This window comes from Vogesella mureinivorans (assembly GCF_007644035.1).
GTDB lineage: Bacteria > Pseudomonadota > Gammaproteobacteria > Burkholderiales > Chromobacteriaceae > Vogesella > Vogesella mureinivorans.
In genome coordinates this window covers 66463-82044 of the sequence record NZ_VMTV02000791.1, presented here as the reverse complement: position 1 = coordinate 82044, position 15582 = coordinate 66463, and the positions used below count along the sequence as shown (strand labels likewise).

The 15582-nt window shown below is 59.7% G+C and carries 16 protein-coding genes; 7 read left to right on the top strand and 9 right to left on the bottom strand.

What is annotated here, in order from left to right; all coding sequences use genetic code 11:
• Positions 1-39: 39 nt before the first annotated feature.
• From fdx to FLQ44_RS18625, 6 genes are all read left to right on the top strand, one after another.
• Positions 40-381, top strand: a complete 342-nt coding sequence (fdx, locus tag FLQ44_RS18650; protein WP_147695558.1) for an ISC system 2Fe-2S type ferredoxin — start codon at positions 40-42, stop codon at positions 379-381.
• 11 nt (positions 382-392) lie between these two features.
• Positions 393-587, top strand: a complete 195-nt coding sequence (iscX, locus tag FLQ44_RS18645; RefSeq protein WP_017508216.1) for a Fe-S cluster assembly protein IscX — start codon at positions 393-395, stop codon at positions 585-587.
• A 212-nt stretch (positions 588-799) separates the two neighbouring features.
• The gene (udk, locus tag FLQ44_RS18640) at positions 800-1423 is read left to right on the top strand and encodes a uridine kinase (protein WP_147695557.1); all 624 of its coding nucleotides are present in this window, start codon (positions 800-802) and stop codon (positions 1421-1423) included.
• A gap of 54 nt (positions 1424-1477) precedes the next feature.
• Complete coding sequence (locus tag FLQ44_RS18635; RefSeq protein WP_147695556.1) at positions 1478-1753, top strand: hypothetical protein; 276 nt, start codon at positions 1478-1480, stop codon at positions 1751-1753.
• A gap of 50 nt (positions 1754-1803) precedes the next feature.
• Complete coding sequence (locus tag FLQ44_RS18630) at positions 1804-2025, top strand: DUF2798 domain-containing protein (protein ID WP_147682590.1); 222 nt, start codon at positions 1804-1806, stop codon at positions 2023-2025.
• Between the two features lie 305 nt (positions 2026-2330).
• A complete protein-coding gene (locus tag FLQ44_RS18625; protein ID WP_147695555.1) occupies positions 2331-3755 on the top strand; it encodes an alanine/glycine:cation symporter family protein in 1425 nt (474 codons plus the stop codon).
• 141 nt (positions 3756-3896) lie between these two features.
• Here FLQ44_RS18625 and glmM read toward each other — a convergent pair whose 3' ends face one another.
• The 4 genes from glmM to FLQ44_RS18605 all read right to left on the bottom strand — a co-directional run bounded on the left by glmM (position 3897) and on the right by FLQ44_RS18605 (position 8798).
• A complete protein-coding gene (gene glmM / locus FLQ44_RS18620) occupies positions 3897-5228 on the bottom strand; it encodes a phosphoglucosamine mutase (protein WP_147695554.1) in 1332 nt (443 codons plus the stop codon).
• A gap of 75 nt (positions 5229-5303) precedes the next feature.
• The gene (gene folP, locus FLQ44_RS18615; RefSeq protein ID WP_147695553.1) at positions 5304-6143 is read right to left on the bottom strand and encodes a dihydropteroate synthase; all 840 of its coding nucleotides are present in this window, start codon (positions 6141-6143) and stop codon (positions 5304-5306) included.
• Positions 6144-6205: 62 nt separating this feature from the next.
• On the bottom strand, positions 6206-8110 hold the full coding sequence (gene ftsH, locus FLQ44_RS18610) for an ATP-dependent zinc metalloprotease FtsH (RefSeq protein WP_147695552.1): 1905 nt from the start codon (positions 8108-8110) through the stop codon (positions 6206-6208).
• Between the two features lie 70 nt (positions 8111-8180).
• A complete protein-coding gene (locus FLQ44_RS18605; RefSeq protein ID WP_147695551.1) occupies positions 8181-8798 on the bottom strand; it encodes an RlmE family RNA methyltransferase in 618 nt (205 codons plus the stop codon).
• 191 nt (positions 8799-8989) lie between these two features.
• Between FLQ44_RS18605 and yhbY the strand changes: the two genes are divergently transcribed.
• Positions 8990-9316, top strand: a complete 327-nt coding sequence (yhbY, locus tag FLQ44_RS18600) for a ribosome assembly RNA-binding protein YhbY (protein ID WP_017508225.1) — start codon at positions 8990-8992, stop codon at positions 9314-9316.
• Positions 9317-9376: 60 nt separating this feature from the next.
• Here the strand turns inward: yhbY and FLQ44_RS18595 are convergent, their stop codons facing one another.
• The 5 genes from FLQ44_RS18595 to carA all read right to left on the bottom strand — a co-directional run bounded on the left by FLQ44_RS18595 (position 9377) and on the right by carA (position 15527).
• Positions 9377-9808, bottom strand: a complete 432-nt coding sequence (locus FLQ44_RS18595; RefSeq protein ID WP_147695550.1) for a DUF4149 domain-containing protein — start codon at positions 9806-9808, stop codon at positions 9377-9379.
• Between the two features lie 62 nt (positions 9809-9870).
• Positions 9871-10347, bottom strand: a complete 477-nt coding sequence (greA, locus tag FLQ44_RS18590) for a transcription elongation factor GreA (protein ID WP_147695549.1) — start codon at positions 10345-10347, stop codon at positions 9871-9873.
• Positions 10348-10493: 146 nt separating this feature from the next.
• Positions 10494-13703 (bottom strand): carbamoyl-phosphate synthase large subunit, encoded by a 3210-nt coding sequence (carB, locus tag FLQ44_RS18585; RefSeq protein ID WP_147695548.1) that lies wholly within the window; start codon positions 13701-13703, stop codon positions 10494-10496.
• 32 nt (positions 13704-13735) lie between these two features.
• The gene (gene leuE / locus FLQ44_RS18580; RefSeq protein WP_147695547.1) at positions 13736-14386 is read right to left on the bottom strand and encodes a leucine efflux protein LeuE; all 651 of its coding nucleotides are present in this window, start codon (positions 14384-14386) and stop codon (positions 13736-13738) included.
• 13 nt (positions 14387-14399) lie between these two features.
• Positions 14400-15527, bottom strand: coding sequence for a glutamine-hydrolyzing carbamoyl-phosphate synthase small subunit (gene carA / locus FLQ44_RS18575; protein WP_147682581.1), 1128 nt, complete (start codon positions 15525-15527; stop codon positions 14400-14402).
• Positions 15528-15582 lie beyond the last annotated feature (55 nt).

The window sequence follows — 15582 nt, the reverse complement described above, 5'->3', positions numbered from 1 at the left end:
ACGTGCCGCAGCGGCAGCAAAAACCTAAAGGAACACACCATGCCGCGTATCATCGTGCTGCCTCACGCTGACCTGTGCCCCGATGGCGCCGTTATCGACGACGTTGCCACCGGCACCACCGTCTGCGATGCCCTGCTGGGTAGCGACATCGAAATCGAACACGCCTGCGAAATGTCCTGCGCCTGCACCACCTGTCACATTGTGGTACGCGAAGGCTTCAACTCGCTGCCCCCGTCCGACGAGCTGGAAGACGACATGCTGGACAAGGCCTGGGGCCTGGAAGCCCAGTCGCGCCTGTCGTGCCAGGCCATCGTGACCGATGAAGACCTGGTGGTAGAGATTCCACGCTACACCATCAACCACGCGCGCGAGCACCACTAAGGAGCCTGGCCATGAAATGGACCGATATCAACCAGATTGCCATCGAGCTGTACGATAGCCAGCCAGACACCGACCCGAAAACCGTGCGTTTTACCGACCTGCACAACTGGGTGGTAAACCTGCCGGGCTTTGACGACGACCACAGCCGTGGCGGCGAAAAGGTACTGGAAGCCATCCAGCAGGCCTGGATCGACGAGGCAGAATAAGCCCTGCTGCCACGCACCGCGCCCTGCCTCATGCAGGGCGTTTGTCATTCTGGCCAGGAAAATCCGTGCGCAAGCACTATAAACAGCTCAGGCACATCAGCCGCACCCGGCTTGCCTTTGGCATGTTGTGCCAAGACTGACAAAAGTAGTGGTGGCCTGCGCGCCAACTCATTAGAATGGCGCGTTTTTTTTCACATTCAGGCAAGGTTATTATGTCGACACCGTTCATTATCGGCGTCGCTGGCGGCAGCGGCAGCGGCAAAACCACGGTGACCCGCAAGGTGCTGGAAACCATCGGCACCGAGATGGCCGCGGTCATCGTGCAGGACTACTACTACCGCGACCAAAGCCACCTCACGTTTGAACAGCGCCTGAGTACCAACTACGACCATCCGCATGCCTTTGACTGGCCGCTGCTGATCGAGCACATCGACGACCTGCGCAACGGCCGCGCCATCGAGATGCCGGTGTATGACTTTTCCAATCATACCCGCGCCGAAGAAACGGTCACCCTGCAGCCCGCGCCGGTGATCGTGATCGAAGGCTTGTTCCCGCTGTACGACGCTGCGCTGCGTGACATGATGTCGCTGAAGATTTTTGTGGATACCGACCCGGACGTGCGCTTTATCCGCCGCCTGAAGCGCGATATCGCCGAGCGTGGCCGCACCACAGACAATGTCATCGAGCAGTATCTGGGCACCGTGCGCCCGATGCACAACCAGTTCATCGAGCCCACCAAACGCTTTGCCGACGTGATCTTGCCGCACGGCGCCAACGACCCGGCGGTGGATATCATCACCACCAAAGTGGCCAGCCTGATTCAACAGGCCGGCTAACACCCGCCAGGTTGGCCGCATGCGGCCAACCTGGCTTAAGCCACAGGAGCAAGCATGACTACCCTGAAACCGCGCAACCCGTTTGCGCACAGCCCTTTGCTGAAAAAAGGCGGCGCCCACCAGCGCAGCCAGAGCAGCGCCCGCTTTGCCGGCAAGCAAAACCTGCTGGCCGAGCTGGACGACTGGTACGACAGCCAGCACGACCATACCCTTGATACCCAGTGCCACGACACACAGAAAGGCACTGCCGGCAAACCGGGCTGCGGCCCGGTTTTTTTGCGCCTGCCGTTTCCCACGCGCCAGGCAATAACCCTGCACTTGCAAGGGTAGCCAGCCAGCGCGCTGCGCTTTACCATGCGCGTTTTTGCGCAAAACCTGCCATGCCTACCCGTAAACACACCCTGCTTTTTGCCCTGTTCATGTCCGGCTATATGGCGTTCTTCATGTCCGGCATTCTCACTGGTATCAATACCGGCCTGGACGCTGGCTTCCCTGCGCGCTGGCTGCACGCCTGGCTACTGGCATGGTGCTGCGCTTTCCCGCTGGTGCTGATTGGCGCCCCGCGCGTACGCGCCCTGGTGAGCCGCCTGCTGGACAAATAAAACGCCCCTCTGGCTGGCACCCGCCAGCCATCATGCGCACATCAGCTACGCCCTATTGCTGCCCCCCAGCGTAATAGCCCTATCGTGAACAGCGACCCTGGCATTCACAGTTGAATATTTAGTTTCAAATTCAATAGTAATTTGCCATAAATCATTGCTTTTACTGTCATTTTTTTCACTATCGAGCACATACAATCTACAATTGCGCTATGATGGCGCCCCCGAAACGGGGAAAGTTCCTTACCGAAAATAACAAAGACCGGAAAACCGGCATTTAACAACACCTTCATTCTTGAGGAGTCCACATGGAAACGCTGCACAGCCTGATTAATGCAGGCAATGACCTGGTTTGGGGTCAGCTACTTATCTATATCCTGATTGGCGTAGGCCTGTTCTTTACCGTGCGCATGGGCTTTATGCAGATTCGCCTGCTGCCGCGCGGCTGGCAGGAAATGCTGGGTGGCCGCGGCCACAATAGCGAAGGCAGCGATATCTCCTCCTTCCAGGCTTTTGCTACCGGCCTGGCTAGCCGTGTGGGTACCGGCAACGTCGCCGGCGTGGCCACCGCCATTGCACTGGGCGGCCCGGGTGCCGTGTTCTGGATGTGGATGACTGCGCTGCTGGGTATGGCCAGCGCCTTTGCCGAATCCACCCTGGCCCAGCTGTTCAAGGTAAACCACCACGACGGTACCTTCCGTGGCGGCCCGGCTTACTACATCCAGAAAGGCCTGGGCCAGCGCTGGCTGGGTATTGCTTTCTCCATCTCGCTGATTGTTGCCTTTGGCCTGGTGTTCAATGCGGTACAGGCTAACTCCATCGTGGCCGCAACCGAAGGCGCATGGGGCTGGGACAAAAACCTGGTGGCCATCGGCCTGGTGCTGATGACGGCACCGATCATTTTCGGTGGTATCCGCAAAGTTGCGCAGGTTGCCGAGTGGATGGTGCCGGTGATGGCTGTGATCTATCTGGGCATGACGCTGTTCGTGATTTTCACCAATCTGTCTGAAGTGCCGGCCATCTTCATGCTGATCGTGAAAAGCGCCTTTGGTCTGGAACAAGCGGCGGGTGGTTTTGCCGGCTATGCCGTGAGCCAGGCCATGATGATGGGTATCAAGCGCGGCTTGTTCTCCAACGAAGCCGGTATGGGTTCTGCCCCTAACGCTGCCGCCGCGGCCACTACCGCCCACCCGGCTAGCCAGGGCATCATCCAGATGTTCGGCGTATTCATCGACACCATCATCGTCTGCTCTTGCACCGCCTTTATCGTGCTGCTGTCGGGTGCCTATGTACCGGGTGCCGAACTGAAAGGCGTACAGCTGACCCAGGCCGCACTGAGCGCCACACTGGGTAGCTGGGGTGGCCACTTCCTGGCGGTTGCCCTGTTCCTGTTCTGCTTCAGCTCTATCATCGGTAACTACGCCTACGCCGAAGGTAACGTGGAGTTCATCAAGAACAACAAGGCCGTGATGCTGGGCTTCCGCCTGCTGGTGCTGTTCATGGTAGCGTTTGGTGCCATTGGCAGCTCGCCACTGGTATGGGACATGGCCGACCTGGCCATGGGCGTGATGGCGCTGATTAACCTGTTTGCCATTGTGATGCTGTCCAAGTACGTATTCGTGCTGCTGAAGGACTATCAGCAACAGCTGAAAGCGGGCAAGAACAAGCCGGTATTCGACGTGAAGCAGTACCCGGAAATCCAGGCCAAGATCCACAAGGACGTGTGGAAGTAATATCCGCTTAGACCCTATCGCCCTGCCCGCCTACGCTGGCAGGGCTTTTTGCTTTTCTGCGTGCCAATCAGCGTGCCAAGGTTGGCCGCAGGCGTAAAAAAACCGGCCTTGGCCGGTTTTTTCGTACAAAGTGCAGCACCACTAAGCCGCCTCGATCACCGCTGCGATGCGGCTGGCCCAGTCATTTGCCAGCGCCAGGTCATCGGCCTCTACCATCACGCGCACTACCGGCTCGGTGCCGGAGGGGCGCAGTACCACGCGGCCATGGCCTGCCAACGCCTGCTCGGCTTCTTGCAGCAGTGCTGCACTAGCCGTTTTCCAGTCCTGGCCGTGCAGGCGCACATTGATCATTTTCTGCGGGAACGGCGTCCAGTCGGCGCAGACATCGGCCAGCCCGGCTTTCAGCTCGTGCACGGCGGCCAACACCTGCAGCGCGGAAATAATGCCATCGCCGGTAGAGTGCTTGTCCAGGCACAGTACGTGGCCGGAAGCTTCGCCACCTACCAGCCAGCCGTTTTGACCCAGCATTTCCAGTACGTAACGGTCGCCTACCTTGGCGCGGCCAAACGGCACGCCCTGGCGCTGCAGTGCCAGCTCCATGGCCATATTGGTCATCACCGTGCCCACCACACCACCGCCAAGCTGGCCGCGGGCTGCACGTGCCTTGGCAATCACGTAGATCAGCTGGTCGCCGTCGTACACATTGCCGTGGCGGTCGGCCATCATCAGACGGTCGCCATCGCCATCCAGCGAGATACCGTAGTCGGCACCATGCGCTTGCACGGCCTGGGCGATGGCCTCGGGGTGGGTGGCACCTACGCCGTCATTGATGTTGTAGCCACTGGGTTTGTCGCCAATGGCAATGACTTCGGCGCCCAGCTCGTGGAAAACTTTGGGGGCAATGTGGTAGGTGGCACCGTGTGCGCAGTCCACCACCAGCTTCAGCCCTTTCAGGTCCAACTCGTTGGGGAAGGTGCTCTTGCAGAATTCGATATAGCGCATGTCCGCGCCTTCGATGCGCTTGGCTCGGCCCAGCTCGCGCGAAGGGCTGGTTTCCATCGGGGAATCCAGCATGGCTTCGATCTGCAGCTCTAGCGCATCGTCCAGCTTTTTGCCGCCTTTGGCAAAGAACTTGATGCCATTATCCTGATAGGGGTTGTGCGAGGCGGAAATCATCACGCCGGCAGACAAGCGCAGCGCACGGGTCAGGTAGGCAATGCCCGGTGTGGGCAGCGGGCCGGTGAGCAGCACATTCACCCCGGCGGCAGTAAAGCCGGCCTGCAGGGCGGCCTCCAGCATATAGCCGGAAATACGCGTGTCTTTACCGATAATGACGGTAGGGTGCTCTTCGTGTGCATGGTCTACCAGCACCTTGCCGGCTGCGTAGCCCAGGCGCAATACGAACTCGGGGGTAATCGGTGCCTTGCCTACCTCACCACGTACGCCATCGGTACCAAAATACTTGCGGCCCATCTGCCTTCCTTTACATGACATTTTTATAATATTTTACCTGCACCCTGGCAGGTATAACATGCATTCATCGCAATATTAGCGCACTTCGTGCAGAGCACGGAGTACCTGCAGCGCTTGCACTGTTGCTTTCACATCGTGCACGCGTATTACCCTAGCGCCTTGCTGCGCACTGAGCACGGCAGCAGCAATACTGGCACCCAGGCGCTGGTCTGCCTGGCTTTCGCCGGTAATGGCGCCCAACATGCTCTTGCGCGACAAGCCTACCAGCAGGGGGACACCAGCTTGCTGTTCCAGCTGCGGCAAGGCGCGCAGTAGCGCCAGATTGTGTTCTAGTGTCTTGCCAAAGCCAAAGCCCGGGTCGGCTAGCAACCTGGCCTGCTCCATGCCTGCATCCAGGCATAGCTGCACACGGCGCGCCAGATAGCCGCCCACCTCATCGACCACGCTGTGGTAGCTGGGCTGCTGCTGCATGGTGTCGGGGTTGCCCTGCTTGTGCATCAGGCAGATGCCTACGTTGGCCGCGGCCAACAAGGGTAGCGCACCATCGTCCTCCAGTGCCGATACATCGTTGATCAGGTCTACCAGGCCTTCGGCCAGGGCAGCCTGCATCACGCTGGTACGGCGGGTATCGAGTGACAGCGGCACGTTCAGCCCCACCAGCTCGCGCAGTACCGGCATCACGCGCTGCTGCTCTTCCTCTGGGCTGACAAACGGTGCGCCCGGGCGGGTGGACTCGCCACCGATATCCAGAATATCCGCGCCGTCGGCCAGCAGGGCCTGTGCATGCGCTACCGCATGCGCCACGGTATCGTGGCGGCCACCATCCGAAAACGAGTCCGGCGTGACATTCAGGATACCCATCACCAGGGGGCGGGACAGATCCAGGTTGAAGCGGCCACAAACAAAGCGGGACATGGTGCCATCCAGAAACAAAAGAGCCGCAGCTTAAGCTGCGGCTCGGGCAATTGACAAGAGGCTTACAGCTCTTGCGCCGGAGTGGCGCTGGCCTCTGGTGCGGGCGGTGCCGGCGGTTTGCTTTCCGGCTTGGCAAAGCCGCCACCCGGTTTCGGCGTACGCGGTGGCTTACCATCCATGATGTCGTTGATCTGCTCGGCGTCGATGGTTTCCCACTCCAGCAGGGCCGCGGTCATGGCTTCCACCTTGTCGCGGTTTTCGTCCAGCAGGCGGCGCGCCAGCGCGTACTGCTCGTCGATGATACGGCGGATTTCCTGGTCCACCTGCATCATGGTGGCTTCGGACAGGTTCTTGTGCGTGGTAACCGAGCGGCCCAGGAACACTTCGCCTTCGTTTTCGCCATATACCATCGGGCCCAGCTTGTCGGACATACCGTAGCGGGTCACCATGTCACGCGCCATTTGCGTGGCACGCTCGAAGTCGTTGCTGGCGCCGGTGGTCATCTGGTTCATGAACAGCTCTTCGGCAATACGGCCGCCGAACAGGATGGCCAGACGGTCCAGCAGATAGCCACGGTCGTAGGCAAAGCGGTCTTGCTCCGGCAGCTGCATGGTCACACCCAGGGCACGGCCACGCGGGATGATGGTGACCTTGTGTACCGGGTCGGACTTGGGCAGCAGCTTGGCCACCACGGCGTGGCCGGATTCGTGATAAGCGGTATTACGCTTTTCTTCCTCGGACATCACCATGCTGCGGCGCTCGGCACCCATCATGATCTTGTCTTTGGCCGATTCGAAATCCAGCATGTCCACCAGGCGTTTGCTGCGGCGTGCGGCAAACAGCGCGGCTTCGTTCACCAGGTTGGCCAGGTCGGCACCAGAGAAGCCAGGGGTACCACGGGCGATAACCGGTGCATCTACGTCAGCGGCAATCGGCACCTTGCGCATGTGTACGTTCAGGATCTGTTCGCGGCCACGGATATCCGGCAGCGGTACCACCACCTGGCGGTCGAAACGGCCCGGGCGCTGCAGTGCAGGGTCCAGTACGTCCGGGCGGTTGGTGGCGGCGATCACAATCACGGTCTGGTTGGTTTCAAAGCCATCCATTTCCACCAGCAGCTGGTTCAGTGTCTGTTCGCGCTCGTCGTTACCACCCCCCAGGCCGGCGCCACGCTGGCGACCAACGGCGTCGATCTCGTCGATAAAGATAATGCACGGCGCGTTTTTCTTGGCTTGCTCGAACATGTCGCGCACGCGGGACGCACCTACGCCGACAAACATTTCTACAAAGTCGGAACCGGAAATACTGAAGAACGGCACCTTGGCTTCGCCAGCAATGGCCTTGGCCAGCAAGGTTTTACCGGTACCCGGGCTACCTGCCAGCAGGATGCCGCGCGGGATGCGGCCGCCCAGGCTCTGGTATTTGGTCGGGTCACGCAGGTAATCCACGATCTCCTTCACTTCTTCTTTTGCTTCATCGCAGCCAGCCACGTCGGCAAAAGTGACGGTGTTGGTGTCCTGGTCCAGCATGCGCGCCTTGCTCTTGCCAAACGAGAACGCGCCGCCTTTGCCACCGCCCTGCATCTGGCGCATGAAGAAGAACCATACGCCGATCAGTAGCAGCATCGGGAACCAGCTGATGAAAATGCTCATCAGCATGGACGGCTCTTCTTCCGGCTTGGCGGAGAAGCGCACGTTGTTCTGGATCAGTACGTCTACCAGCTTGGTATCCAGCGGGGCAAACGAGCTGAAAGACGAACCGTCGGTACGCTTGCCGCGTATCCACTGGCCGCGCAGCGGGTTGCCTTCGATGGTCAGGGACTGCACCTTGCCGGTTTCAACGTCGCTGATGAATTGCGAGTATTCAAGCTGGTTTTGCGTTTCCCGGGGTTGAAACTGTTTGAATACCGTCATCAGGACAAGCCCGATGATGACCCAGATAGCGATGTTTTTGCCGATATTGTTCACAAGAGCGTGCTCCTATGTGCCCTGACTTGGAGAATGGTTTATTTGATTGTAACCCCCGCGTGGCAGGCTGTCAGCGACGACACTTGCCAAGCAGGTAAATTTCGCTGGAGCGATCACGGGAGGCCTTGGGTTTGCGCGTTACCACTTCGGTAAACAGCTCGCGCATGGACTGCAGGTAAGCCTGGAACTCGCTGCCCTGAAATACCTTGACCAGAAAATGGCCACCGGGTTTCAGGTGATCACGGGCAAATTCCAGCGCCAGCTCGGTCAGGTGAAAGCTGCGGGCCTGATCGATGGCGCTCATGCCGGAGATATTGGGGGCCATGTCGGAAATTACAAGGTCCAGTTGACGCCCGCCCAGCAGGGTAACAAACTCGTCCAGCACGTCTTGCTCGCGAAAGTCACCCTGGATGAAAGACACGTCGGCAATGGCATCCATGGGCAGGATATCCATGGCAAAGACTTTGCCTTTGTCACCCACGATGCGTGCTGCCACCTGCGACCAGCTACCCGGAGCAGACCCCAGGTCGGCCAGCACGGTTCCCGGCACGATCAATTTATCTTTTTCATTGATCTCCAGCAGCTTGTAGGCAGCGCGGGCACGGTAGCCATCCTTCTGCGCCATATGCACATAGTGGTCGTTAACGTGCTCTTTTAACCAGGCATTACTTGTCCTGCTGCGTGCCATGCTTCTTTCCTGATGAATGGGGTTGGGTTCTACTGGGAACTATAAATACAATTGCCGTACATGCCAGTATGGCTTGCAGATAGCGCACTCCACACACCGGCAGCCACGGATGGCGGGCGCTGACGAAACTACTGTGAACAGCGCCTGAATTTTAGTAAAATCTTTTTTTAATCTGAAACTTGAAGCAACACATGAAAATCGAACTGACAGCCGTCGAGCGTACTTACCTGAAGGGCCTGGCCCATTCACTGAACCCGGTGGTAATGATTGGCAACAACGGCCTGACCGAATCCGTGGTACGTGAAATCGCCATCAGCCTGGACGCTCACGAACTGATCAAGGTTCGCGTTCTGGGCGATGACCGCAGCGCGCGTGTCGCCATGTACGACCAGATCTGTGACGAACTGGGCGCCGCCCAGGTGCAACACATCGGCAAACTGCTGGTGCTGTACCGCCCGTCCGACAAGGCACTGATCGACCTGCCAAAAAGCAAGAAAGCGCTGAAAGCCCGCCCGTAAGCGCAGTAGCTGGCAATACATGATAAAAGCGGTGGCTTGCCACCGCTTTTTCTTTGCCTGTCAGTTATCGCTGCGCAGCAGGTACACCAGACCCATCAGGCTTTGTACCAGGTAGATCAGGCTGGAAATGGCATGCCAGGTAGCAAAGCCGCCCCCAAACAAGCCTTCAGCTGCGTGATTCATCTGCATTTTCAAGGCAGCAATGATAGGGGTAACAGCAAAATGGTTGATCACGATGCAGGCCAGCATGCCCAGCAGCAGCCAGAACGGTGCCTGTTTCAAGCCACGTGCGCCCTGACGCAAAATGTAATCTGCCATCAGGAACACACTGCACACCAGCCCTACCCAGGCGATAGAGGCGAAGAGCCTGCCTGCCACCATGCCTGCCGTCACGTTATCCAGTGCAGAAAACAGCACCGGCGTCACAATAATGCCGATAACCCACAAGCCGCCAATCCAGAAAGTACGGGCGATGGCGCGTAAACCGTTCATGCTTCCCCCTGATCATTGCTGCTCAAGGTTGGCCGCAGCCCATGCTGCAGCCTGCCTCAGGCTTAGATATACAGTACGTCCAGGATTTCGTATTCGCGAATGCCACCTGGTGCCACCACCTCGGCCACATCACCGGCTTCCTTGCCGATCATGGCACGGGCGATAGGCGAATTGATCGATACTTTGCCTTCCTTGATGTCGGCTTCGTCGTCGCCCACGATCTGGTAGGTCACTTCGTCATCGCTCTCCATATCCAGCAGCTTGACGGTGGCAGCAAACACCACACGACCATCAGCGTTCAGCTCGTTGGGGTCGATGACCTGCGCGTTGGAAATCTTGGCTTCCAGCTCGGCAATGCGGCCTTCCACAAAAGACTGGCGCTCTTTGGCAGCTTCGTACTCGGCGTTTTCCGACAGGTCACCCTGGGCGCGAGCCTCGGCAATGGCCTCGATCACCGACGGACGCTCCACACTCTTGAGGCGCTGCAGTTCGGCCTTGAGCATTTCCGCTCCACGTACGGTCAACGGGACTTTGATCATGTGTCTATTCTCCGGGGGCCTCTGGCGGCCCCATGATAAAAGCGCAAGCCGCCGTACGAGACGGCGGCTTTGCGGGACGATTGTGTCAGACGGGATTGTAACGGGATTTCACGTGCGGTTCAAAGGTTGGCCGCACGTGAAGCCCATCAGCCCTTCAGGTCGGCGTGCAGCTGCTGCACGCTGTACACGTCGAAAGCATCCACGTGCGACAGGCCGGCACACACCGCCTTGGCACCGGCCAGGGTGGTGTATTGCGGTACACGCATCTGCAGCGCGCTGCGGCGGATGGTGTGGCTGTCCTGGATGGCCTGGCGTTTTTCGTCCACGGTGTTGATCACCACGTCGATTTCGCCGTTCTTGATCAGGTCCACAATGTGCGGGCGGCCTTCGTTCACCTTGTGCACGATCTGCACGATGATGCCGGCAGCTTGCAGCGCCTTGGCGGTGCCACGGGTAGCACACACGCCAAAACCCAGCTGCTGCAGCTCGCGCGCCACTTCCACGCCACCTTCTTTATCGCCTTCACGCAGCGACATGAATACCTTGCCGGTACGCGGCAGCTTGTCGCCGGCCGCCAGCTGGGCTTTCACGTAGGCTTCGGCAAAGGTGCGGCCAACGCCCATTACTTCGCCGGTGGACTTCATCTCCGGCCCCAGGATGGTATCCACGCCAGGGAACTTGATGAACGGGAACACGGCTTCTTTCACGGCGTAGTAAGGCGGTACCACTTCGCGGGTAAAGCCCTGCTCTTTCAGGCTGATACCGGCCATGGCACGCGCGGCGATCATCGCCAGCGAAGCACCGCTTACCTTGGACACAAACGGCACGGTACGCGAGGCACGCGGGTTCACTTCCAGTACAAAGATGGTGCTGCCCTGGATGGCGAACTGCACGTTCATCAGGCCCACCACGTTCAGCGCACGCGCCATGGCGATGGTCTGGCGACGGATTTCGTCCTGCAGCTCGGCCGACAGGCTGTACGGTGGCAGCGAGCAGGCAGAGTCACCAGAGTGCACACCGGCTTGTTCGATATGCTGCATGATGCCGCCGATGACCACGTCGGTACCGTCGGAGATGCAGTCCACGTCCACTTCGATGGCGTCGTTCAGGAAGCGGTCCAGCAGCACCGGGCTGTCGTTGGACACTTTCACCGCTTCGCGCATGTAGCGTTCCAGGTCGGCTGGTTCGTGCACGATTTCCATCGCGCGGCCGCCCAGTACGTAGGACGGGCGCACCACCAGCGGGTAGCCGATTTCTTCGGCCAGACGCATCGCGTCTACCGGGTTGCGTGCGGTACGGTTTGGCGGCTGCTTCAGGCCCAGGTCTTGCAGCAGGTGCTGGAAGCGCTCGCGGTCTTCGGCAGCGTCGATCATGTCCGGGCTGGTGCCGATGATAGGCACGCCGTTGGCTTCCAGTGCACGCGCCAGTTTCAGCGGGGTCTGGCCGCCGTACTGCACGATCACGCCGAACGGTTTTTCGATGCGGCAGATTTCCAGCACGTCTTCCAGCGTCAGCGGCTCGAAGTACAGGCGGTCGGAGGTGTCGTAGTCGGTGGACACGGTTTCCGGGTTGCAGTTGACCATGATGGTCTCGAAACCGGATTCGCGCAGGCTCAGCGCGGCGTGTACGCAGCAGTAGTCAAACTCGATACCCTGGCCGATACGGTTCGGGCCGCCACCCAGTACCATCACCTTCTTGCGGTCGGTAGGCTGGGATTCGCACTCTTCCTCGTAGGTGGAGTACATGTAGGCGGTGTTGGTGGCGAACTCGGCAGCGCAGGTATCCACGCGCTTGTACACCGGGTGCAGCTTCAGTGCCCAGCGGTGGGCACGCACGGCGGCCTGGTCGGTGCCCAGCAGCTCGCCCAGACGGCGGTCAGAGAAGCCTTTACGCTTCAGGCGGCGCAGTTCGTCGTAGCTCAGGCTGTCTACCTTGCGGCCGGCCAGCGCTTTTTCTTCGCCCATCAGGTCTTCGATCTGCGCCAGGAACCATGGGTCGATCTTGCTGATGGCAAAGATCTCGTCGCGGCTCAGGCCGATACGGAAGGCGTCGGCTACCGACAGGATGCGGTCCGGGCCAGGGGAGCCCAGCTCGTGGCGGATGGCCGCTTCGTCGGTGGTGCGCGGGTCGAAGCCGGACAGGCCGGTTTCCAGACCGCGCAGGGCTTTCTGCATGGACTCTTGCAGCGTGCGGCCCATGGCCATCACTTCGCCTACCGATTTCATCTGGGTGGTCAGACGGTCGTCAGCCTGCGGGAATTTCTCGAAGGCGAAACGCGGGATCTTGGTCACCACGTAGTCGATGGACGGTTCGAACGAAGCCGGGGTCGCACCGCCGGTGATGTCGTTTTTCAGCTCGTCCAGGGTAAAGCCCACGGCCAGCTTGGCGGCGATCTTGGCAATCGGGAAGCCGGTGGCTTTGGACGCCAGTGCGGACGAACGCGATACACGCGGGTTCATCTCGATCACGATCATGTCGCCGGTGTCCGGGTTTACCGCAAACTGCACGTTGGAACCGCCGGTATCCACACCGATTTCACGCAGTACCGCCAGGCTGGCGTTACGCATGATCTGGTATTCCTTGTCGGTCAGCGTCTGTGCTGGCGCCACGGTGATGGAGTCGCCGGTGTGCACGCCCATCGGGTCGAAGTTTTCGATGGAGCAGATGATGATGCAGTTGTCGTTGCGGTCACGCACCACTTCCATCTCGTACTCTTTCCAGCCCAGTACCGACTGCTCGATCAGCAGCTCGTGGGTGGGCGAGGCTTCGAAGCCGCGCTCGCAGATGGCCAGGAACTCTTCCTTGTTGTACGCAATACCGCCGCCGGAGCCGCCCATGGTGAAGGACGGGCGAATCAGCGTGGGGTAGCCTACCTTGGCCTGGGCTTCCAGCGACTCTTCCAGGGTGTGGCATACGAAAGACAGTGGGCAGGACAGGCCGATCTTGGCCATGGCTTCCTTGAAGCGGCCACGGTCTTCTGCTTTGTCGATGGCGTCTTCGGTGGCACCGATCAGCTCGACTTTGTATTTTTCCAGCACGCCGTTACGTGCCAGGTCCAGCGCACAGTTCAGTGCGGTCTGGCCGCCCATGGTCGGCAGGATGGCGTCCGGGCGTTCTTTATCGATGATCTTTTCGACCACTTGCCAGGTAATCGGCTCGATATAGGTTACGTCGGCCATGTCCGGGTCGGTCATGATGGTGGCCGGGTTGGAGTTCACCAGAATGACTTTGTAACCTTCTTCACGCAGCGCCTTGCACGCCTGGGCGCCGGAGTAGTCAAACTCGCAGGCCTGGCCGATGACGATCGGGCCAGCGCCAATAATGAGAATGCTCTTGATATCAGTACGTTTAGGCATGGTTATCGCTCAATTCAATTCAATTATTCAATTCACAGACTGGCTGCGGCCAACTTGGCACCAAAGCCAATGAACATCGCCCCTACCGAGCCACCCATGGCTGCCGACAAGCGGCGGCGGCGGCGGAAGGCGGCGGCCAGGTGGTTGCCCGCCAGAATCACAACGGTCAGGTACAGCAGGCTGAAGCACTGCACGATGGCACCCAGCACGGCAAAGGTCAGCGCCGGGTAGGCATAGGCCGGGTCAACAAACTGCACGAAGAACGACACGAAAAACAGAATCGCCTTCGGGTTCATCAGGCTGATCAGCATGGCCTTGCGAAACGGGCTGCTGGCGTCTACCTGCTGTGCAACACCTTGCGGTGCAGTACCGTGGTGGGCGTTACGCCAGCCCTGCCAGGCACCTTTCAGCATGTTCAGGCCGATCCAGGCCAGGTAGCCGCCACCCAGGTATTTCACGATGGCAAACAGCGCCGGGTTGGTCTGCAGCAAGCCGGCCGCGCCAGTGGCGGCCAGTGTCATCAGGATCAGGTCGCCGGTAAAAACGCCACCGGCGCCGGCAAAACCGGCCCGCACGCCGCGCTGGGCAGCCACGGACAAGACGTACATCGAGTTGGGGCCCGGCAGCAAAATGATGAAAATGGTGCCGAGGATGTAGGTCGTGAGGTCGGTTATGCCAAACATGATGGGCTCCTGATCAGGCGCGCTCGGCCATGGCCGCGATGAAACGGTCAAACAGATAGGCTACGTCTTCCGGGCCCGGGCTCGCTTCCGGGTGGCCCTGGAAGGAGAATGCCGGGCGGTCGGTCAGCGCAATGCCCTGTACGGTGTGGTCAAACAGCGAGCGATGGGTCACGCGCACGTTGGCCGGCAGGCTGGATTCGTCTACCTGGAAACCGTGGTTCTGGCTGGTGATCATCACGCGGCCGCTGTCCAGGTCTTGCACCGGGTGGTTGGCACCGTGGTGGCCGAACTTCATCTTGGACGTTTTGGCACCCGTGGCCAGGCCCAGCAGCTGGTGGCCCAGGCAAATGCCGAATACCGGCAGCTTGGTGTCCAGAATCTCGCGGATGGCGGTGATGGCGTAGTCGCATGGCTCCGGGTCGCCCGGGCCGTTGGACAGGAACACGCCGTTCGGGTTGAGCGCCAGCACGTCTTTGGCAGGCGTCTGGGCCGGCACCACGGTGAGCTTGCAGCCACGCTCGGCCAGCATACGCAGGATGTTGTGCTTCACGCCGAAATCATAGGCCACCACGTGGTACGGGGTGTCGGTCTGCTCGGTGTAGCCCTGGCCCAGGCGCCATTCGCGCACGTTCCACTGGTAGGCTTCCTTGCTGCTCACTACCTTGGCCAGGTCCTGGCCAGCCATGCTGCCAAAGCCACGGGCCAGCTCTACAGCGCGGGCTTCGTCGATCTCGCCGGCCATGATGCAGCCTGCTTGTGCACCTTTTTCGCGCAGGATGCGGGTGAGTTTGCGGGTGTCGATGTCGGCGATGGCGACGACGTTGTTCTTAACCAGATAATCGGACAGCGAGTCTTCCGCGCGGAAGTTGCTGTGCAACAGCGGCAGATCACGAATGATCAGGCCGGATGCAAAAACGGCGCCGGACTCGGTGTCTTCCGAGTTGGCGCCGACGTTTCCAATATGGGGATAAGTCAGAGTGACGATTTGCCGGGTATACGATGGATCGGTAAGGATCTCCTGATAACCGGTCATGGCGGTATTGAATACCACCTCTCCTACGGTGTGGCCGCTGGCTCCGATGGCGACGCCTTTGAAAAGCGTGCCGTCAGCCAAGGCTAGAATCGCGGGTACGGTTGTCACTGGCTGGCTCCTGAAATAATGGTGTTTTGAATCACTTATATAACAAACGGGACAC